The sequence below is a fragment of the Dactylosporangium maewongense genome (assembly GCF_039531485.1).
GTDB lineage: Bacteria > Actinomycetota > Actinomycetes > Mycobacteriales > Micromonosporaceae > Dactylosporangium > Dactylosporangium maewongense.
This window is the reverse complement of sequence record NZ_BAAAQD010000002.1, coordinates 431,693-450,505: the sequence shown is the minus strand read 5'-3', so window position 1 is coordinate 450,505 and position 18,813 is coordinate 431,693. Positions and strand designations below refer to the sequence as shown.

19 protein-coding genes, 1 tRNA gene and 1 other RNA gene are annotated in these 18,813 nt (G+C 71.1%); 11 read left to right on the top strand and 10 right to left on the bottom strand.

Annotated features, from left to right (window positions below; genetic code table 11):
* Positions 1–99 precede the first annotated feature (99 nt).
* The 3 genes from leuA (at position 100) to ABD332_RS60025 (ending at position 3,453) form a co-directional block, all read left to right on the top strand.
* Positions 100–1,806, top strand: coding sequence for a 2-isopropylmalate synthase (leuA, locus tag ABD332_RS08920; protein ID WP_344501312.1), 1,707 nt, complete (start codon positions 100–102; stop codon positions 1,804–1,806).
* Positions 1,807–2,172: 366 nt separating this feature from the next.
* On the top strand, positions 2,173–2,823 hold the full coding sequence (locus ABD332_RS08915) for an HNH endonuclease family protein (protein WP_425552164.1): 651 nt from the start codon (positions 2,173–2,175) through the stop codon (positions 2,821–2,823).
* A 60-nt stretch (positions 2,824–2,883) separates the two neighbouring features.
* The gene (locus ABD332_RS60025) at positions 2,884–3,453 is read left to right on the top strand and encodes a hypothetical protein (protein ID WP_425552163.1); all 570 of its coding nucleotides are present in this window, start codon (positions 2,884–2,886) and stop codon (positions 3,451–3,453) included.
* 6 nt (positions 3,454–3,459) lie between these two features.
* On the opposite strand, the gene recR is transcribed toward ABD332_RS60025, so the two are convergent.
* The 4 genes from recR to ffs form a co-directional block, all read right to left on the bottom strand.
* Entirely contained in the window at positions 3,460–4,053 is a 594-nt protein-coding gene (gene recR / locus ABD332_RS08905; RefSeq protein WP_344501310.1) for a recombination mediator RecR, read from the bottom strand.
* A 9-nt stretch (positions 4,054–4,062) separates the two neighbouring features.
* Complete coding sequence (locus ABD332_RS08900) at positions 4,063–4,383, bottom strand: YbaB/EbfC family nucleoid-associated protein (protein WP_344501458.1); 321 nt, start codon at positions 4,381–4,383, stop codon at positions 4,063–4,065.
* Between the two features lie 308 nt (positions 4,384–4,691).
* The gene (locus ABD332_RS08895) at positions 4,692–7,775 is read right to left on the bottom strand and encodes a DNA polymerase III subunit gamma and tau (RefSeq protein ID WP_344501309.1); all 3,084 of its coding nucleotides are present in this window, start codon (positions 7,773–7,775) and stop codon (positions 4,692–4,694) included.
* A gap of 98 nt (positions 7,776–7,873) precedes the next feature.
* Positions 7,874–7,967, bottom strand: an RNA gene (ffs, locus tag ABD332_RS08890) — signal recognition particle sRNA small type.
* 55 nt (positions 7,968–8,022) lie between these two features.
* Between ffs and ABD332_RS08885 the strand changes: the two genes are divergently transcribed.
* The 3 genes from ABD332_RS08885 (at position 8,023) to ABD332_RS08875 (ending at position 10,318) form a co-directional block, all read left to right on the top strand.
* Positions 8,023–8,107 (top strand) — tRNA-Ser (locus ABD332_RS08885).
* A 1,035-nt stretch (positions 8,108–9,142) separates the two neighbouring features.
* A complete protein-coding gene (locus tag ABD332_RS08880) occupies positions 9,143–10,063 on the top strand; it encodes a helix-turn-helix domain-containing protein (protein ID WP_344501308.1) in 921 nt (306 codons plus the stop codon).
* A gap of 51 nt (positions 10,064–10,114) precedes the next feature.
* Positions 10,115–10,318: a DUF397 domain-containing protein gene (locus ABD332_RS08875; RefSeq protein WP_344501307.1), complete on the top strand. Its 204-nt coding sequence runs from the start codon at positions 10,115–10,117 to the stop codon at positions 10,316–10,318.
* Positions 10,319–10,383: 65 nt separating this feature from the next.
* On the opposite strand, the gene ABD332_RS08870 is transcribed toward ABD332_RS08875, so the two are convergent.
* From ABD332_RS08870 to ABD332_RS08860, 3 genes are all read right to left on the bottom strand, one after another.
* Positions 10,384–10,578, bottom strand: coding sequence for a DUF397 domain-containing protein (locus tag ABD332_RS08870; RefSeq protein WP_344501306.1), 195 nt, complete (start codon positions 10,576–10,578; stop codon positions 10,384–10,386).
* Positions 10,579–10,765: 187 nt separating this feature from the next.
* Entirely contained in the window at positions 10,766–11,209 is a 444-nt protein-coding gene (locus tag ABD332_RS08865; RefSeq protein ID WP_344501305.1) for a DUF6232 family protein, read from the bottom strand.
* 340 nt (positions 11,210–11,549) lie between these two features.
* Positions 11,550–12,557: a prephenate dehydrogenase gene (locus tag ABD332_RS08860; RefSeq protein ID WP_344501304.1), complete on the bottom strand. Its 1,008-nt coding sequence runs from the start codon at positions 12,555–12,557 to the stop codon at positions 11,550–11,552.
* 114 nt (positions 12,558–12,671) lie between these two features.
* Between ABD332_RS08860 and ABD332_RS08855 the strand changes: the two genes are divergently transcribed.
* The 5 genes from ABD332_RS08855 to ABD332_RS08835 all read left to right on the top strand — a co-directional run bounded on the left by ABD332_RS08855 (position 12,672) and on the right by ABD332_RS08835 (position 15,887).
* Positions 12,672–13,829, top strand: a complete 1,158-nt coding sequence (locus ABD332_RS08855) for an NHL repeat-containing protein (protein WP_344501303.1) — start codon at positions 12,672–12,674, stop codon at positions 13,827–13,829.
* A gap of 76 nt (positions 13,830–13,905) precedes the next feature.
* Positions 13,906–14,571 carry a hypothetical protein gene (locus ABD332_RS08850; RefSeq protein ID WP_344501302.1) on the top strand — a complete coding sequence of 222 codons (666 nt, stop codon included), beginning with the start codon at positions 13,906–13,908 and terminating at the stop codon, positions 14,569–14,571.
* Between the two features lie 107 nt (positions 14,572–14,678).
* Positions 14,679–14,846 carry a hypothetical protein gene (locus tag ABD332_RS08845; protein ID WP_344501301.1) on the top strand — a complete coding sequence of 56 codons (168 nt, stop codon included), beginning with the start codon at positions 14,679–14,681 and terminating at the stop codon, positions 14,844–14,846.
* Positions 14,847–14,914: 68 nt separating this feature from the next.
* Positions 14,915–15,433, top strand: a complete 519-nt coding sequence (locus tag ABD332_RS08840; protein ID WP_344501300.1) for a tRNA adenosine deaminase-associated protein — start codon at positions 14,915–14,917, stop codon at positions 15,431–15,433.
* A 28-nt stretch (positions 15,434–15,461) separates the two neighbouring features.
* Entirely contained in the window at positions 15,462–15,887 is a 426-nt protein-coding gene (locus ABD332_RS08835) for a nucleoside deaminase (protein ID WP_344501299.1), read from the top strand.
* A 144-nt stretch (positions 15,888–16,031) separates the two neighbouring features.
* Here the strand turns inward: ABD332_RS08835 and ABD332_RS08830 are convergent, their stop codons facing one another.
* From ABD332_RS08830 to ABD332_RS08820, 3 genes are read right to left on the bottom strand one after another with little or no spacing between them, the layout of a single operon-like run.
* Positions 16,032–17,690, bottom strand: coding sequence for a methyl-accepting chemotaxis protein (locus ABD332_RS08830; protein WP_344501298.1), 1,659 nt, complete (start codon positions 17,688–17,690; stop codon positions 16,032–16,034).
* 55 nt (positions 17,691–17,745) lie between these two features.
* Positions 17,746–18,180 (bottom strand): acyl-CoA thioesterase, encoded by a 435-nt coding sequence (locus tag ABD332_RS08825; protein WP_344501297.1) that lies wholly within the window; start codon positions 18,178–18,180, stop codon positions 17,746–17,748.
* On the bottom strand, positions 18,177–18,812 hold the full coding sequence (locus tag ABD332_RS08820; protein ID WP_344501296.1) for a TetR family transcriptional regulator C-terminal domain-containing protein: 636 nt from the start codon (positions 18,810–18,812) through the stop codon (positions 18,177–18,179). The genes ABD332_RS08825 and ABD332_RS08820 overlap by 4 nt, the downstream gene beginning before the upstream one ends.
* Position 18,813: the final 1 nt, after the last annotated feature.

Sequence of the window (18,813 nt, the reverse complement as noted above, 5' to 3'; positions counted from 1 at the left end):
GCCCGACAGGCCGGCACCTCGTCGCGGGGTTGAGTCGCGTCTGCGCTCCTGCCGGTCGACCCTTCTTGGTCCCGACCACCTTTCCAGGAGCATTGAGCCATGTCCGAGATCGCCAATCAGACCAGCAGCCGGATGCCCGTCGAGCGCTACCGGCCGTTCAGTGAACAGTTCCCGGTCCCGCTGACCGATCGTCAGTGGCCCTCCCGTGAGGTCACCGTGGCGCCCCGCTGGTGCGCGGTCGACCTGCGCGACGGCAACCAGGCGCTGATCGACCCGATGTCCGTGGAGCGCAAGCGCCGCATGTTCGCGCTGCTGGTCCGCATGGGCTACAAGGAGATCGAGGTAGGTTTCCCGGCGGCGTCGCAGACCGACTTCGACTTCGTGCGGACGCTGATCGAGCAGGACCTGATCCCCGAGGACGTCACGATCCAGGTCCTGACCCAGTGCCGCGACACGCTGATCGAGCGGACGTTCGAGTCGCTGCGCGGCGCGAAGCGGGCGATCGTGCACTTCTACAACTCGACCTCGACGCTGCAGCGGCGGGTCGTGTTCGGCCTGGACAAGGCCGGGATCACCGACATCGCGACGAGCGCGGCCCGGCTGTGCCAGAAGTACGCCGAGGCGATCACGCCCGACACCGAGATCTACTACGAGTACTCGCCGGAGTCGTACACCGGGACCGAGCTGGACTACGCGTTGGAGGTCTGCAGCGCCGTCATCGACGTGCTGCAGCCGACCCCCGACCGGCCGCTGATCGTCAACCTGCCGGCGACGGTGGAGATGGCGACCCCCAACGTCTACGCGGACTCCATCGAGTGGATGTCGCGCAACCTGCCGCGGCGCGAGTCGGTCGTGCTGTCGCTGCACCCGCACAACGACCGCGGCACCGCCGTCGCCGCCGCCGAGCTGGGCCTGCTGGCCGGCGCCGACCGGGTCGAGGGCTGCCTCTTCGGCAACGGTGAGCGCACCGGCAATGTCGACCTGGTCACCCTGGGGCTGAACCTGTTCTCCCAGGGCATCGACCCGCAGATCGACTTCTCGAACATCGACGAGATCAAGCGGACCGTCGAGTACTGCAACCAGCTGCCCGTGCACGAGCGCCACCCGTACGCCGGCGACCTGGTCTACACGGCCTTCTCCGGCTCCCACCAGGACGCGATCAAGAAGGGCTTCGACGCGCTGCACCGCGACGCCGAGACCGCGGGCGTCGAGGTCGACCGCTTCACGTGGGGCGTGCCCTACCTGCCCATCGACCCCAAGGACGTCGGCCGCTCCTACGAGGCGGTCATCCGGGTCAACTCGCAGTCCGGCAAGGGCGGCGTCGCCTACGTCATGAAGACCGAGCACCACCTGGACCTGCCGCGCCGGCTGCAGATCGAGTTCTCCGGCGTCGTGCAGCGGCACACCGACGACGAGGGCGGCGAGGTCAGCCCGCAGGCGATGTGGGACTTCTTCTCCGGTGAGTACTTCTCCGACAAGAGGTTCGCGCTGCAGGGGTACGAGGCGGCGACGGTCGACGGCAAGGTCACCCTCACCGCCGACGTCTCGGTCGACGGCGCCGTCCGGTCGGTCACGGCCACGGGTAACGGCCCGATCGACGCGTTCGTGCACGCGCTGGGCGACTTCGGCGTCGACGTGCGGGTCCTGGACTACGCCGAGCACGCCCTCACCGCGGGTGAGAGCGCACAGGCCGCGGCGTACGTCGAGTGCTCCGTCGACGGGCAGACCTTCTGGGGTGTCGGGATCGACGCCAACATCGTGACCGCATCGTTGCGAGCCGTGCTGAGCGCCGCGAACCGCGGCTGATCCACCGCCGCATCCCGGAGTTCCTCCGGGGATCGTTCGGGTTACTCCGGGCTGCTCAGGCTGCTCGGGTTGCTCAGGGTTGCTCAGGGTGAAAGGCCGGCCCCCGCAATGGGCCGGCCTTTCCGTCTATGTGGGTCCTGCCCAGGTCTTCGTCGTCATGCCACTGATCCTGCGGGACCCGGTGTCCCGGGCGACAGGGACACCGGTCCCGTTCTGTGGTCCCGCCCGTTTCATGGGGATATGCGACTGTTCGTGTCGGGAATCGCACCGTGGCGCTGCGAGCGCGGCGTGCGCCGATGCCGCACAGTGGTGGGCGTGCGCCCCTCCAACGGCAAAGCCGTCCTCCTCGCCCTCGCGCTAGCAACGGTGCTCACCGGCGCCGCCAGCTGCGAGGTCTCCTCCACGCCGGGCGCGGCAGCGCCCAGCTCGACGTCAACGACCGGCAGCGGTGGCACCGCCAGTGCGACGAAGCCACCGGCCGGCAACCCGGCCAACGCCACGGCCGCGCTCGATCAGCTCACCGTCGCGGCCGCGGGGTCGATGGCCGGGTACAGCCGCGAGAAGTTCACCCACTGGATCGGCCAGGGTGACGGCTGCGACACCCGCGACGTCGTGCTCAAGCGCGACGGCAAGGGCGTCAAGGCCGACGCCGAGTGCAAGATCACGGCGGGGACCTGGTACAGCCCGTACGACGACAAGACCCTCACCGACGCGAAGGCCCTCGACATCGACCACATGGTGCCGCTGGCCGCCGGCTGGCGCTCGGGTGCCAGCAAGTGGACCGATGAGCAGCGCAAGCAGTTCGCCAACGACCTGACGCGCCCGCAGCTGTTCGCCGTCAGTCTCCAGTCGAACCGCTCCAAGGGTGACCAGGACCCGTCGACGTGGAAGCCGCCGAACAAGGGCTACTGGTGCACATATGCGCAAGACTGGGTAACGGTGAAGAGCTTCTACAAGCTGACCGTCACCGCCGCCGAGAAGTCGGCACTGACGGAGATGCTCGCGACCTGCAAGTAGGGTTCTTTTTCCGGGTTTTCGCGCGACTGAAGGGCGGCCGAGATGGCAGACGCAGCACCGGTGCCGGGAGCGGCACCGGGCACTCCGCAGGCACCGGCCGCCCCCGCCGCGACCCCGGCGGCGCCGGCCGGCACTCCGACGCCGGCCGCGGCTCCCGCGACGGCGGCTTCGGCACCCGCTTCGACTCCGGCCTCAACCCCGGCGGCGGCTCCGGCTCCGGCAGGCGCCGCTCCGGCCGCGGCCCCTCCCGCCGACGCCACTGCGGCCGGGGCCACCCCGGCCGCTCCGGCTGACGCCGCTGCTGGAGCCGCTCCCGCTGGGGCCGCGGCTGGCGCTGACCCGGCCGCCGCACCCGCTGCGGCTCAGGCGGGTGGCGGGGCAGCGCCGCTGACGACCGACATCATGGCGGGCCCCGGCGGGGTCATGACCGACGAGGTCGGCGTGGTCACCGGCGAGCTGACCCTGCGCTCCGAGGTCGACGCCACCGGCGCCGCGCTCGTCCGTGTCCAGTACAAGGACGCCGAGGAGTGGTACGTGGTGACCGGCACCAAGACCCACCTCGCCGACCCCGCCGACCTCGCCGCCGTGCACGCCGTGGCCGTCGGCATCCTGAACCGCCCGGAAGGCTAGCCCGGGCTAGACCGCCCGCCGTCCCTCGAACGCGCGGCCGAGCGTGATCTCGTCCGCGTACTCGAGGTCGCCGCCGACCGGCAGGCCGCTGGCGAGCCGGGTCACGGTGAGACCCATCGGCTTCACCAGCAGCGCCAGGTAGGTCGCGGTGGCCTCACCCTCGGTGTTCGGGTCGGTCGCCAGGATCAGCTCCTTGCAGGTGCCGTCCGCGAGTCGCATCATCAGCTCGCGGACCTTCAGGTTGTCCGGCCCCACGCCCTCGAGCGGGTTGATCGCCCCGCCGAGCACGTGATACCTGCCCCTGAACTCGCCGGTGCGCTCGATCGCCACGACGTCTTTCGGCTCTTCCACGACGCAGAACACCTCGTCGCTGCGGCGCGGGTCGCGGCAGATCCGGCACAGGTCCGACTCCGCGACGTTGAAGCAGCGGGTGCAGAAGCGCACGAGCTCCTTCACCCGCGTCAGCGCCTGGGCGAGCCGCTTCACGTCCGACGGGTCGGACGACAGCACGTGAAACGCGATCCGCTGCGCGCTCTTCGGACCGACGCCGGGCAGCCTGCCCAGCTCGTCGATCAGGTCCTGGATGGCACCTTCGTACATCTGCGGCGGTTAGAATCCGGGCAGCCCGAGGCCGCCACCCAACCCGCCGAGGCCCGCGGTCAGCGGTCCCATCTTCTGCTCCGTCAGATCCTTCGCGGCCTGCGCGGCGTTGTGCAGCGCCGCGACCACGAGGTCCTCGAGCGTCTCCACGTCCTCCGGGTCGACCGCCTTCGGGTCGATCTTGATGCTGACGACCTCCCCGGACCCACGCACGACCGCCGTGACGAGGCCGCCGCCGGCCGTGCCGGTCAGCTCGGCCTCGGCCAGCTCGGCCTGCGCGGCGACCATCTGCTGCTGCATCTTCTGCGCCTGCTTCATCATCTGCTGCAGGTTGGGCTGTCCACCGGGGCGCACGATCTGCTCCTCTTCGATATTCGGTCAATGCTCAGCTGGTCTTACCCTGGCACGCCCGGCCGGTACACCTCGGCCGCCGCACCGTCCTGCCGTGCCGCTGGGCCGGTGTTTCTCGGCCGCCGCACCGTCCTGCCATCCGGCGGGTGACCCTCGGCCGCCGCGCCGTGCCGCTGTGCCGCCCTGCCGGGCCGCCGCCGCCGTGCCTGTCCTGCCACCCGGCCGGTGACCCTCGGTCGCGTCGTCCTGCGGGCCGGCCGGTCTCACTCGAAGCCCCGCCCGCCGGCTCAGCTCGTGGTCTCGCCGATCTTCTCCGCCCCGAGCGCCTCGCTGAGCAGCCGTAACGCGGCTTCTTCGCTCGACTCGCGGACGGAGCTCGCATCGTCGAGCAGCTCATCCCCCGGGTCCAGCCCGGGAAACCGCGGATCGGCGACCGGCCTGTCGTACTCCGGGTCGTACGGCGGCTCGTCCGCCCCCGCGCCCTCCCACGCCGACTCGGCCACCGGCGCCGCGGCCGCCCGCCGTGGTGCGTTCGCCGCCCTGCTCGCCGCCTCGCGCGCCTGCTCGATGGCGCTCCGCGGTCGTGCGCCGTTCTGCTGGCGGGCGCCCCCTTGGGTGCGCGCGCCGTTGGCTCCTTGACCGCCACCTGCCCCGGACGGGCCACCACCGTTCGGCGACGCACCCGCCGCCTGCCCGGCGCCGGGCTGCCTGGTCGCCACCTGCGCCGATCCAGCCGCCGCGGATCCCCCGGGCGTGGCCGTCGCGGGCCACTCGCTCGCCTGCCCCTGACCCCCCTGGGCCGCACCACCTGGCGTGGCGATCGCGGGCCAACCGCCGCCCTGGCCGCCGCCGCTGACGTGCATCTGGTCGCCGCCCGCCGATCCTCCGGACAGGCCGCGCGGATCTGCCAGCGCCCCACCCGACGGTGTGCGAACCACCCCACCGGGCACGGCCGTCGCCGGCCAGCCGTCCGGCTGCGCCGCCCCACCAGGAACCGCAGGCGTCGGCCAACCCGCCTGCCCACCGCCCTGAGGACCAGGCGCACCACCGCGCGCCGCCCCGCCGGCCTGACCCGCGTAACCACCCTGGGCCGGGTGCCCGCCCCCATGACCTGCGTCGGAAGCCTGGACAGTCGTCGTGGCGTGGGTCCCGTGAGAGCCGCCGGTGCCGGGCACGGCCGCCGGAGTGGGCCAGCCGTCGCCCGCTTGGGACGGACCACCCGGAGAGCCAAGCGCCCCTGACGAACCACCTCCATGGGCGAACGCCCCTGACGGACCACTCGCAGGGGTGAAGCCACCTGACGGGCCACCCGGAGCGGAGTGCCCGGAGGGGCCACCCGCGTGAGCGTCGACGGGGACCGGGTCGCCCGCGGGGCGGGCGGGCGTCGGCCAGGCCTCCGCGGCCTGCTGCGGGACTGCCGCGCCGCCGGGACCGCCGCCCGACGGACCGCCGTGTCCCGGTGCGCCGCCGGGCGCCTGGCCACCCGGAGGGGCGCCGCCGGGGCCGGACGGCGTCGGGCGGGGTGGGGTGGGACGGGTGCCGCCGCCACCGCCGCCGGGCTGGCCGCCGACCTCGCACCTGACCTGCCACCTGCCGCCGAGCAGCTCGCTCAGCGCGGCGATGAGGACGTCGGGTGAGGCGTTGAGCATGTTGGCGTGCGCGGTGTGCTTGAACCCGAGCACGAGCGTGGTGCCTTCGACGTCCTGCACCGTGGCCTCGCGGACGATCGCGGCGGCCTTCTTCGACTTCCCGCTCACCAGGGACAGCACGTCGGTCCACACCCGCCGGACCGCGCCCGCGTCGAGCGCCCCGACACCCTGCGGGGCCGGCTGCGGCGGCACAGGAGGCGCGGCGGGAGGTGCCGGGGGTGCGGTCGGATGGGCCGCAGGCTCATACGCGACCGGAGCCCCACCACCCGCCGACTGCTGTGCGGCCCCGGCAGCGACCTGCTCGGAAGCGTGGGCAACCGGCGCCGACGCATGACCGGCCGCCGAGGGGGCGGAACCAGCCGCCGGCGCGGAGCCGTGATCGGCCGCGGAGGCGTGACCCTCCGCCTGTGCGGGAGCGTGACCGGCCGCGGAAGCAGGACCGGACCCAGCGGGAGCACCCGCCGCGGGTGCGTAACCGGCCGCGGAGGCAGGGCCAGGCCCTGGGGCGGGCGCGGGCGCGTATGCGGGCGCCGCCGTTGGACCGGGCACCGGGGCGCCGCCGGCGAGCAGGCGGCGCTCCATGCGCTCCAGCCGCTGCAGCAGCGCGCCGCTGGAGTCGTCGGCGCCGGGCAGCAGCATGCGGGCGGTGATCAGCTCCAGCAGCAGCCGCGGGGCGGTGGTGCCGCGCATCTCGGTCAGCCCGTCGTGGACGATGTCGGCGAACCGCGACAGCGTCGCCTGCCCCAGCTGGGTCGCCTGGGCGCCCATCCGCTCCAGCTGGTCGTGCGGCGCGTCGAGCAGACCCTTGGCCACGGCGTCGGGCACCTGCTGCAGGACGATGAGGTCGCGGAGCCGCTCGAGGAGGTCGGAGGCGAAGCGCCGCGGGTCGTGGCCGGCCTCGACGACCCGGTCGATCACGCCATAGGCGCCACGGCCGTCGTCGGCGGCCAGCGAGTCGCACATCTCGTCGATGAGGGCGACGTCGGTGACGCCGAGCAGCGAGACGGCCCGCTGGTAGGTGACGCCGTCGGCGCCGGCGCCGGAGATCAGCTGGTCGAGGACCGACAGCGAGTCACGGGCGCTGCCCGCGCCGGCGCGGACCACCAGCGGGAAGACGGCGGGCTCGACCTTGACGCCCTCGGACGTGGTCAGCTGCTCCAGATAGGGCCGGAGCACCCCCGGCGGAATCAGCCGGAAGGGGTAGTGGTGGGTGCGGGACTTGATCGTCCCCAGCACCTTCTCGGGCTCGGTGGTCGCGAAGACGAACTTCACATACTCCGGCGGCTCCTCGACGAGCTTGAGCAGCGCGTTGAAGCCGGCGGACGAGACCATGTGGGCCTCGTCGATGACATAGACCTTGAACCTGCTGGAGACCGGCGCGAAGAAGGCCCGCTCCCGCAGGTCGCGCGCGTCGTCGACACCACCGTGGCTGGCGGCGTCGATCTCGATGACGTCGATCGAGCCGGCGCCGTCGGGCGCGAGCGCGCGGCACGAGTCGCACTCGCCGCACGGGTCGGGCGTCGGGCCCTTCTCACAGTTGAGCGAGCGGGCGAGGATGCGGGCGCTGCTGGTCTTGCCGCAGCCACGAGGGCCGGAGAACAGGTAGGCATGGTTGAGCCGCCCCGAACGCAGCGCCTGCGACAGCGGCTCGGTGACGTGCTCCTGCCCGATCACCTCGGCGAACGTGCGAGGCCGGTACTTGCGGTAGAGCGCGAGCGCCACCAGCGGTCCCTCCGTTCGCCTCGCTCAATCGGGCCGGCACCACGGTACCCCCAGGCACCGACAAAAAGCTGCGCCGCGACCGACCGGGGCCCGGACATGAAGGCGCCACCCGTGCACCCGTCAGAGCTCACTTATCCTTGCTGCCTTCCGGCCCTGGGGAGGTTCGTAAGATGACGCCGCACGAGTGGCTTGAGGAACACAATACCCCGTAGCGCGGAGCCCGTGAGGCATGGGTATCCTGGCGCACGGAGGATTCGCCTAGAGGCCTAGGGCGCACGCTTGGAAAGCGTGTTGGGATAAAACCCTCACGAGTTCGAATCTCGTATCCTCCGCCGGTCTGACCAGGCAAAACGCCGGGACGCCCCACCAGGGCGGCCCGGCGTTCGTCGTTCAGGGCCCACACCGGAGGCGTTCAGGGCCCACACCGGAGGCGTTCAGGACTCACCCCGGAGTCACCCCGGGAGCCCACCGAGAGGCGCCCAGGCTCATCCGAGGACGGTCGAGGGCGGAACAAGACCCACCCGAACGGCGGACCACCCGAAGAGCCGACACCGCGCCGCCCCCCGCGCGACAGGCAGTCTTCACGCTCAATCTGCCATATAGCTGGTTGGGACCTGGCGCCCTGTGACACCACATGCGACCATGAGTGCATGGCCAGCCGGCTAGGGGGCGAGAAAACACAACAGCACCCGGCGGCCACCGGGTGCTGTTTGTGATCGCTTCCACCTCTACGACTACGCGGAGGGTCAGCGGTGATACCCACAGCAATCCTTGCGCATCCTGCACCCCTCCGCAAGACCGAGAGGGAAAGGGAGATGCGCACCTTCTACCGGAGTCCGGACATCCTGGTCACAAGCGACCATTTTTCTGTCCTCCGCCCACGCCCTGTCCGCTTCCGGATCAGGGACCTCAGAGCTGCCTACATCGTCCGGCACGGATCGCCCTCACTTCGCCCGCAGCTGGAGATTCGCGCGGGTTACGGGGCAAACGACGTCCGGCTCTTCATCACCACCGACTCGCGGACCTTTGGACAGGTCCGTCGCGCACTCATCCGCGCCCTGGAGCAGAGCAAAGCAGCACGTAGTTAGGCCCCAAATGACCGCGCGCGAGCCGACGGACTCGCGCGCGGCATCTTGGGTTCATCAAGATGATGCAGAAGTGCAACTTGCAATATCGCTACCTGGTGGATGGCCTGTCGTTACCATCCCCGGGGCGGCGGACGGTGCGAGCCACCCGCAGGCGACCTCCCCGGAGGTCGGTGCGCGGTATAGCCTGTATTTTGGCATTCACCACATCCGCCCAACCGTCTGCGCGTAGCGTCACGAAGTGGCTCCCTACCTGCAATGTCGCTGGTAGGCATACGTCCCTTGGAGGGGCTGGACATGGCACCGGGTGACACTCCCGCCGTGGCCCGCCGCGCCGTCCGCTTGGCTATCAAGGACGCGCGGACGGCGAAGGGGCTCACCCAGTCGCAGGTAGCCGAGGCCATGGAATGGTCGCTGTCCAAGGTGATGCGCATCGAAAGCGGCGAGGTCACCATTTCGCAGAATGACCTGCGCCCTCTGCTGAGCCACCTCGGAATTCGCGACAGAGCACGCGTCGACGAGCTCGTGCAGGCCGCCAAGGCATCAAAGCAGCGGCAGCAGTGGTGGGACCACAAGCGCTACGCTGGAATGCTGACGCCGGCGATGAAGCAGTGGTTCAGCTACGAGGCCGAAGCCAGCTCCATGCGGCTCTTTTACTCCGCGTATTTTCCGGGGTTCCTGCAGACCCCGGAATTTGCGCGTGTTCTACTTGAGTTCTTCGTCGACGACCTCACACAAGACGAGATCGCGGCGCGCATCGAGACGCGGACCCAGCGTCGACAGGTCCTTGAGCAGCGAAGAGGCCGACCCAACGTCCATCTGCTGCTCGACGAGTCAGTGCTTCGCCGGACCCTCGGCCTTCCGGAAGTGCTGGGCCGCCAGTTGTCCGCCGTGCTCGACGTCATCAACGAGGGCTGGCTGACAATTCGCGTCGCACCATTCACCGTCTTCAACATCGCCATCGGAAACTGGGATCTTTTCTATCTCGGCTCCGAAGATCTCGACCATGCGGTTCTCTATCGCGAAAACGCCACCCGGGACGAAATCATCGACGACGCCGTCAGTCTGCAGCGGCATCTTGTCCAATGGGACAAGATCTGGCACGCGTCGTATGACGAGACCCACAGCAAGGAAATGATCGAGAGTCGCGCCCACGAACTCCTCGCCATTCATAACTCCCCAGGACGCGAACCTGCGGGATAGGGCACCTCAAGCCTGAGGTGTCGACTCCTTTTCCGAGAGGAAAGAAGTATAGTGCAGCCTACTGTGGCGCCACTTGTGTGGCGCAGAAGCCAGGCGTGTGCCAGCTCGGCATGCGTCGAGGTCGCAGAACACTCGAGCTCATTCTTCGTCCGCGATTCGAAGAATGCCGCAGGCTCGGTGCTGACCTTTGACCGGGCGGAGTGGGGCGCTTTCATCACCGGCATCAAGACCGGCGCGCTCACGACGTCCGTTTGACATAACGAATGGTGAGGTTGAGTGCGACGAACGTTCAAGACGCCGCAGCGCCCAACCTCACCGGCTCATTCGATTCGCCCCTCACGCACCGCCCCGATGAACGATGCCCAATCGTCGGCGCCGAATCCCAGGCGAGGGCCTTCAGGATTCTTCGAATCGCGGACCAGAAAGCGGTCCTCGGCCCGCGCCACCTCGACGCAGGCGGCACTTGCGCAGGACCGGCTCTTCCGCCAGGTCAGCCCGTTCACACCGTCGGCCACAGGGTCCTCCTCCCTTTGGACCTGCCCTCCAGGATACGGACGGTCACAAGCGGCGCCACCGAGATTTCATCGATTTGCATGAGTTTGGCATGTGTGAATGCCTCATTCATGCGCAAACCGGGGCCAAAAGGCAACGATCGTGCCGCCTGCGTTTTGCAAATCGCAGGCGGCACGATCACCCAGGCCACTAGAGGGTCTGGTTGAGTCTCCGGAAGGCCTCGTCATAGCCGGCCAGATCGCGCCGGTCCATGCTGCGGGAACGGGCCTCGAACGCGCGCATCAAGGCTCGCTTGACCTGACCGAACACGAGCATGTCGGAGGAGCTGAACAACGTGACCGGCACGCCCAGGTGGTGACCCACCAGGTGCAGCGTCCGGGGGGTGAGCGCCCGCGACGTCGAGCCGACCATCGGCGGCGCGACGATCGCGGCGAACGCGAACAGAAACTCGCCGGCCGAATCGATCAGCGGCCAGGCGACGAGCACCGCGAGGACGGCAAGACCTCCGAGCACCATGAGAACGATCCGGGCCGGGTGAATCGAACCGCGGACGACGTGCACCCCCTGCACCTCGTCCAGCACGTACACCTGCGGCTCCGGCGACCAGAGGGCGAAGATCTCCTCAGTGATCATCAGGTCGGTACTTCGGTAATACACCGTCGTTGACATTGCTCCCCCTCCCTGTCGGGCAAGTCAATCGCGGTCGTCCGTGCCGCGAGGTATTCGGCGGGTCCCCATCCGCATGTGAATCACCCCGCGTAGTCAGAGTCGGCTGTCGATCACAATTCCGGCCCCCACCGGAGACTCTGGCCGTCCATCCGCCCTACCAGTATGGATGAGGTGCCTCACAGATCGCCAGACTTCAACCAGCTATATCGCAGATTGACGTACCACGGGTGGCTGTCACGCAACCAGCCGTGTACGGACGGTTACAGCTAGGCGTACCAGAGAACGACGGCGAATGAGAGCACAATCACATAGCTGGTCGGACGGCACGCACCGTCTTGCCGTCGTCGGCGACGGCGGAGACCCAGCCGCCGACCCGTCCCAGCCGCAGCAGGACGTCGGCCCGGGCCGGGAGGTCGGCGGTCTCGCCCGGCGTGGGCGGCCACGCCTGCCGGGCCGCGTGGCCGGGCGTCAGCCACGGCACCAGGGTCGTGATCGGGTCCGCGCCGTCGAGGGCGGCCCGCGCGGCGGCCAGGTCGGCGAGCACCGCGTCGAGGGCGTCCAGAACCGCCTCCGCGTTGCCGCCGCACATGGCCGCGGTCAGCTCGGGGCGGGCGGCGGCGACCCGGGTGCCGTCGCGGAACGAACCGGCGCCGAGCGTGCCCGCCAGGGGGTCGGCGGCGATCCGGGCGGCGACGGCGGCGGCGACCAGGTGCGGTACGTGGGAGATCGTCGCGACCGCGCGGTCGTGCTCCTCGGCGGTGGCCGGGACGACCCGGGCACCGAGCCCGGTGATGAGCGCGGCGAGCTCGATCCAGTCCCGCAGGCCGGCGCCGTCCTCCTCAAGGCACAGCACCCAGGCGCAGCCGTCGAAGAGGCGCGGGTCCGCGGCGGTGAAGCCGGAGGTCTCGCGGCCGGCCATGGGGTGCCCGCCGATGAACGTGGCGAGGGCCTGCCCGCCGGTGCGGAGCCGGTCGAGGGCGAGGTCGCGGACGGGGCCTTTGACGGAGGTGACGTCGGTGACGACGCCGACGTACGCCAGCGACGCCAGCTCGTCGAAGACACTCCCGACGGCCGGGAGCGGCACGGCGACGACCGCGAGATCGGCGTCGCGGACGGCGTCGGCGACCGTGGCGGTGACGTGCCAGCGGGCGTCGGCGGGCGCCTGAGCCGCGGCGGTGCGGGCGGTCGCCCTGGTGGCGGGGTCGGCGTCGTAGCCGGTGGCATGGTGCCCACGCGCCGCGAGGGCACGCAGGACCGATCCGCCGATCAGTCCGAGCCCGATCACCGCCACGTTCAACGTCGCATCACGCACTGCGGAACTCTCGCACACCTGCCGATCACCCGTTCGGCTCGGGACGACCACCGAACAGCCTTAAGGAGCCGATTCATTCCTATTTGGGCGGTTACAACCCGTTAGCGTGCTCACATGCGACTTTTCCGGCAATTCGTGAGGACCGCCCTCGTGGCGGCCGCCGCCACGGCGGTCTACGGGCTCTCCGGCGGCGGCCAGGCGCACGCCGCGGTGGTCGAGAAGACACCGCTGCTGTCGCCGTCGTTCGACGGCACCGTCTGGGCCGTGGCCTACTCCTCCGACGGCGGGACCGTCTACGTCGGTGGATCGTTCAGCAAGGCGATCGTCAATGGCAAGAGCATCGCGCGGAGCCGGCTCGCGGCGATCAACACCCGCACCGGCGCGCTGCTGGACTGGGCCCCCGTCGCCGACAACACGGTCCGGGCACTCGCGGTCGACGGTAACTCTGTGTATGCGGCCGGTGACTTTTCGAAGGTCGCGGGGGTCAAGCGGGACTCGCTCGCCGGGCTCGACGCGACCACCGGCGCGGTGACCACATTCAGCCACGAGGTGTCCGGCTCTCCGGTCACCCTCGGGGTGGGCAGCGGCCGCCTGTATGTCGGCGGCAAGTTCAGCACGATCGACACGGCGAAGCGGACCAACCTCGCCGCGTTCAGCCTCGCGACGGGCGCGCTCGACGCGGACTGGGCGCCGACCACCGACGACAAGGTGGAGGCGCTCGCCGTGACGAGCAGCCGGGTGTACCTCGGCGGCTCCTTCCACAAGACCAACGGGGTCAGCAACGCCTTGCGGCTCACCGCGGTCGACTCGGTGGACGGCAAGCTGGACAAGACCTTCATGCCGCGGCCGTCGGCCATCGTGCTGGCGGTGGCGGTCGGCCCGGACGGCGTCTACGCGGGCATCGGTGGGCAGGGCGGACGTGCGGTCGCCTACACCACCGCCGGCAAGGCCCGGTGGACCCGGGTCTTCGACGGCGACGTCCAGGCGGTCACGGTGCTCGACGGCGTCGCGTACGTCGGCGGGCACTACGACAAGGCATGCACCACGAACAGCAACGGCTCGCAGGGCGCGTGCACCGACGGGTCGGTGTCGCGGGTGAAACTCGCCGCGATCGACGACCGCGGCAAGCTGCTCGACTGGGCGCCGCAGGGCAACGGCGTCGCCGGGGTGCGGGCCATGGCCGCCAACCAGGCGCTCGGCCAGGTCGTCGCCGGCGGCGAGTTCACCACCATCGGCGGCGTGACGCAGAAGCGGATCGCCCTGTTCGGCTAGGAATTCGGACCAGACATCGGTAGGTCGCTGCGCAGCCCGGTCGTCCCTCTGGGACGGCCGGGCTAAGCTCTTTTTCGTGGCAGTGAACGAGTCGCCGTGGAGTTCGCCGGACGCGTCGCGCCCCGCGAGCCCGGCACCGGCGTTGCCCAACAACCCCCAGCCGGTCGCGCCGGGGCTGCCCGGCAGCCCTCAACCGGTCGCGCCGGGATTGCCCGGCGGGCCCAAGCCGGTCATGCCGGGGTTGCCCGGCAGCTCCCATCCCGTCCCGCCGCCCCCGCACGGGGCGCCGAGCCTCACGGCAGGCCGGCCGTGGCCGGGCGCCAGCGGGCCACCCGTCATCGGGCCCCCACCACGCCTGAGCGCCACCCGCCCGCTCACCCCCGCCGCGTCCTATGGCGCCTGGCAGGGCGTGCTGCGGCCACCGCCGTTCGTGGTCTCCCAGGGGCCGCTTCGGCCCACGTACCGTGAGCCGCTGCCGGTCCGCAGCCCGATGGTCACCGCCGGCGCCGCCGCCGGGGCCGCCTGGATGCTGCTGTTCGGCCTGCTCGCCACGGGCGCCCGCGGGTACATCTGGCTGACGATCATCGCCGGGGTGCTCGCCTGGGTGGCGTCGTTCATCCTTGCGAGGTTCGGCGACCGGGGCGTCGCCGTGGGCGTGGCGGTCTCCAGCGGCATCGCCGTGGCGATCGCCGGCATCGTCGTGGCATACCGGCTCGCCGGCGGCGACTGGGTCCTGTGGTGAGGCGCGAGCACCGCTGAAAAGCGTCGGCCGAACACGTTCGGTAGCTGGCACAAGGACTTTCCCGCGCGGGCTTGACGTGGATTGCGGCGAGGATCACTCTCAGCAACATGGCTTTGAGGCTGCAGCGGCTCGATCCTGAGCGGCGTCGTCGGCGGCTCGCGCTGCTGGTCGAGCTCGCGGACGCGAAAGCGCTTCGCGAGCGGCTCCATCCACGCCGTCTCCGCGCCGACCGGATCCGCGAGCTCATCGCGACTCGCCGACGACTCGCCGACTAGCCCTGCGCCAACCGCCGATCTGCTCGAATAGTGTTCTCGGGTAACGACGAACACCGACCGGGGGGACCGTGTCGCACTTCGCTGCCGCTGTCACACGCGGCTCCAAGAGCTGGGCCGCGGCCGAGCTCGACCTCAGTGGCGTCGCCGACGTCGAGGAGGTCACCGAACGCCTACGCGACACCGACCCGGACGCGACGGTGTCACTGCTGTTCGTCGAGTCCGACGACGCGTATCTGGTGATCCTGCGCCTCGACGACGGCGAGGATCTGCGGATCTTCGGCTCCGACTCCATCTTCGCCGCCGAGTCGCGCCTCGGCGCCATCCTCCTCGGCGACATCGAGGAGCAGCTGCCGGAGATCGTCGACGAGGAGGCCGACACCGACGAGGAGGATGACGAGGAGCGGCCGTCGGCCGAGCCCGACATCGAGCCGGTCGGCGATCCGGAGCTCCTCGCCGACCTCGGGCTGCCCGGCGGGCGGCTGCTGGAGCTGTGCGCCCAGGAGGGCATGCTCCCGGCCGACCTGACCGCGGAGATCTGCCAGGCGATCGGTGCCGGCGACGAGATCGAAGAGCTGCGCGAGGCCTGAGGCATTGCACCAGCGCTGGGAGCCGGCGATGCGGCGGGCCCTGGCGGTCGCCGCGTCGGCCGGCGCCGACGTGCCGATCGGGGCGGTCGTCCTCGGCCCCGACGGCACGGAGCTCGGCGCCGCCCACAACGAGCGGGAGGCCACCGGCGACCCGACCGCGCACGCCGAGCTCCTGGCGCTGCGCCGCGCCGCCGTGCGCCTCGGCGCCTGGCGGCTGGAGGACTGCACCCTGGTGGTCACCGTCGAGCCGTGCACGATGTGCGCCGGCGCCCTCGTGCTCGCCAGGGTCGGCACCGTGGTCTTCGGCGCGTGGGAGCCCAAGACCGGCGCCGTGGGCTCCCTGTGGGACGTCCTGCGCGACCGCCGGCAGACCCACCGTCCTGAGGTGTTGGCAGGTGTACTGGCGGCGGAGTCCGCGACCCTGCTCCGGACGTTCTTCCACCAGCAGCGCTGACGCCAAGGCAACGCCGACGCACCGGCGGTCGTGACACCCGGGGCCCCACGATGCGCCGGCGGCCCTGACGCACAGGCGGCGTCGATGCACGGGCAACGCACCGGCGGCACCGGCGCCCCTGCGGCAGCGCTGCGCGCCGCCGCGTCAGGTTCGGAAGCGGCCGGCCAGTTGCTGGAGCTCGTCGCTGAGGCGGGTCAGGTCGGCGACGGCCGCGTCGGCCTCGGCGAGGTTGGTCGTGGTCTGCTGGGTCGCGTCGGCCACGCCGGTGATGTTGGTGGCGATGTCGGTCGAGGAGTCGGCGGTGTCGGCGACGCTGCGGCTCATCTCCTTCGTGGTGGCGCTCTGCTGCTCGACGGCCGCGGCGATCGTCAGCTGATACTCGTTGATCCGCGCGATGATCTCGCTGATGCGGCTGATCGCCTCGACGGCCTCGGCGGTGTCGACCTGGCTGGCGCTGACCTGCTCGGAGATCTGGCCGGTCGCGCGGGCGGTCTCCTGCGCCAGGTCCTTCACCTCGCTGGCCACCACGGCGAAGCCCTTGCCTGCCGCGCCGGCGCGGGCCGCCTCGATCGTCGCGTTGAGGGCGAGCAGGTTGGTCTGCGTCGCGATGGCGGTGATCGTCGCGACGATGTTGCCGATCTCCGCCGACGACGCGCCGAGCTGCGACACGGTGTTGGTGGTGGTGGCCGCGACGCTGACCGCCTCGGCGGCGACGGTGACGGCATCGTTGGCGTTGCGGGCGATCTCGCGGATCGAGGCGTCCATCTCGTCGGCGCCGGCCGCGGCGGCCTGGGTGTTGGTGGAGACGCTGCCCGCGGACGACGCGACCAGGCCCGCCTGCCGGGCCGCCGCCGACGCGCTGCCGGCGAGGAGCTTGGTGACGGACGTCAGCCGGGAGGTGTTCTGGCCGAGCGTCCGGGAGCCGGCGGTCAGCGAGGAGACGGTGTCGCGCAGCCCGGTGCGGGCCGCGTTGACCGCGGTGGCCATCTGGCCCAGCTCGTCCCGCCCGCGCACCTCCGCGGACGTCGTCAGGTCACCCGCGGCGACGGCACCGAGGGCCGCCGACACGCTCGACAGCTGGCGTCTCGTCAGCCGTGCGGCCCAGACGGCCAGGATCAGCGCGAGCAGGATGCCCACGGTGTAGGCCACGATCATCGTGGTGCGGGCATCGGAGAACCGGGCCTCGACCTGCGCCGACCGCGCCTCCGCCTCGGACAGCTCGAGGTCCTGCACCTTCTGTACCGCCGCAAGCAACGCCGACTCGATCCGCTCCGCCTGCTGTTGCTGCTGGGCGGCCGGCACGGGCGAGCCGGCGGCGGCCGCGCCCTCGCCCAGGAACGCGGCGTTGCGCAGCTGCCGGTAGGCGAGGATGGTCTTCTCGAGCTCGTCGGCGGCGGCGAGGCGGGCCGGTGAGGCCTCGGCGGCCTTCCGGTATTCGGCCAGGTTCTGGTCCGTGTGGGCGTCGGCCTTGGTGATCTCCTCCCGCGCCGCCGCGAGCCGCTGCGCGTCCGGCGCCGGTGCGGACTTGGTCAGGATGTAGACCAGCACGGTGCGGTAGAGCAGGCCGATGTCGCCGCGCAGCTCGGAGAAGGTGCTGAGGCTGTCCACGTGGTGCGCCTTGATCGTGCGTACGTCGCTGCGCATGCCGAGCATCGTGGTCAGCGACGCGGTGCCGATGACCAGCGCCGCCAGGGCGACGACGCCGACGACGAGGGCGTTGCGCGCGTTGAGGCCGAGGTCCGCCAGCAGGCCGGTGAGCCGCCCCCGCGGCACGGTCACGTGGATGTCGGACCGACGCTGCATGGTGAAGGCACCTTCCGTCCCGGCGATCGATACCGGACCGCATCGGCGACGACCTTCAGGAACTGAGCAAAGTGCTCGCGTGGGTGCGGGCGTCCTCGCTCCACGGCGCGGGGCGCAGCGTGCGCGGGTCGAGCTTCACGTTGACGCGCCGGCCCTCCGCGTGGACGGTCAGGCCGTCGGCGGACAGGATGCGGAAGCGGTAGACGGCGCTCGTCTCGCCGAGCGTCTCGATCCAGAAGTGGACGCCGATCTCGCCGGTGCCGCGGACGGGCGCCTTGTAGGAGATCGAGTACTCCGCGACGGCGTGCATCACGTCCGGCGTGGTCGGCCGGCCGCCGGCGTAGGAGTGGCCGCGCTCGGCCCACCACTGCGACAGGGCCCGTTCCAGGAACACCGCGTAGCGGGCGTTGTGCACGATGCCCATCGCGTCGAGGTCGTCGAAGTGCACGACGAACGGGGCGACGTGGCCGGGCAGGACGGTGGTGGTCATGTCAGCGCCTCCAGATACGGGACCAGGGCCAGGGCGCGCAGCCGCTCCAGGGCGGCCGTCCGCGCATACGTGTAGATCTCCTCCGCCCGCAGCAGCCGCGACTCGTAGACCGCCGCGGTGCCCAGCGCGTTGAGCTCGAACGCGAGCCGCGGAGGGTGGACGTCGGCGGGCAGCTCGCCGAGCTCGACCGCCTCGGTGATCAGCCGCTCCAGCAGGGTGTGCCAGTCGGCGAGGGCGGCGCTCAGCGCGTCGCGGACGCTGCCGGGCCGGACCGTGAACTCGAACTGCGCGTTGGTGAAGAAGCAGCCGCCGGGCAGGGCGCCGCTGGCCATGTCGGCGAGCCGGCTCTCCTGCAGCGCCCACAGCCGGCGGATGCCGCGCGGCGCCCGCAGCGCGGGCCGCACGACCACCTCGGTGAAGCGCTGCGAGGCGTGGGCGACGGCGGCGAGCTGCAGCTCCTCCTTGGTCGACCAGTGCGCGAACAGGCCCGACTTGCTGACCCCGGCCCGCTCCGCGAGCTGGCTGAACGACAGCCCGTCGAGGCCGGACTCGGTCGCGAGCGCGACCGCGACGTCGAGGGTCGCGGTGCGGGCTCGTTCGCCGCGCGCCAGGCGGCCGTCGACGGTGGGCACG

What these genes read in the sequence shown, in the direction of transcription:
- recR (WP_344501310.1), bottom strand. Translation starts at nt 4,053, where the DNA reads ATGTACGAAGGTGCCATCCAGGACCTGATCGACGAGCTGGGCAGGCTG.
- ABD332_RS08845 (WP_344501301.1), top strand. Translation starts at nt 14,679, where the DNA reads ATGGCTTTGAGGCTGCAGCGGCTCGATCCTGAGCGGCGTCGTCGGCGG.
- ABD332_RS08835 (WP_344501299.1), top strand. Translation starts at nt 15,462, where the DNA reads ATGCGGCGGGCCCTGGCGGTCGCCGCGTCGGCCGGCGCCGACGTGCCG.
- leuA (WP_344501312.1), top strand. Translation starts at nt 100, where the DNA reads ATGTCCGAGATCGCCAATCAGACCAGCAGCCGGATGCCCGTCGAGCGC.
- ABD332_RS08865 (WP_344501305.1), bottom strand. Translation starts at nt 11,209, where the DNA reads ATGATCACTGAGGAGATCTTCGCCCTCTGGTCGCCGGAGCCGCAGGTG.
- ABD332_RS08830 (WP_344501298.1), bottom strand. Translation starts at nt 17,690, where the DNA reads ATGCAGCGTCGGTCCGACATCCACGTGACCGTGCCGCGGGGGCGGCTC.
- ABD332_RS08825 (WP_344501297.1), bottom strand. Translation starts at nt 18,180, where the DNA reads ATGACCACCACCGTCCTGCCCGGCCACGTCGCCCCGTTCGTCGTGCAC.
- ABD332_RS08855 (WP_344501303.1), top strand. Translation starts at nt 12,672, where the DNA reads ATGCGACTTTTCCGGCAATTCGTGAGGACCGCCCTCGTGGCGGCCGCC.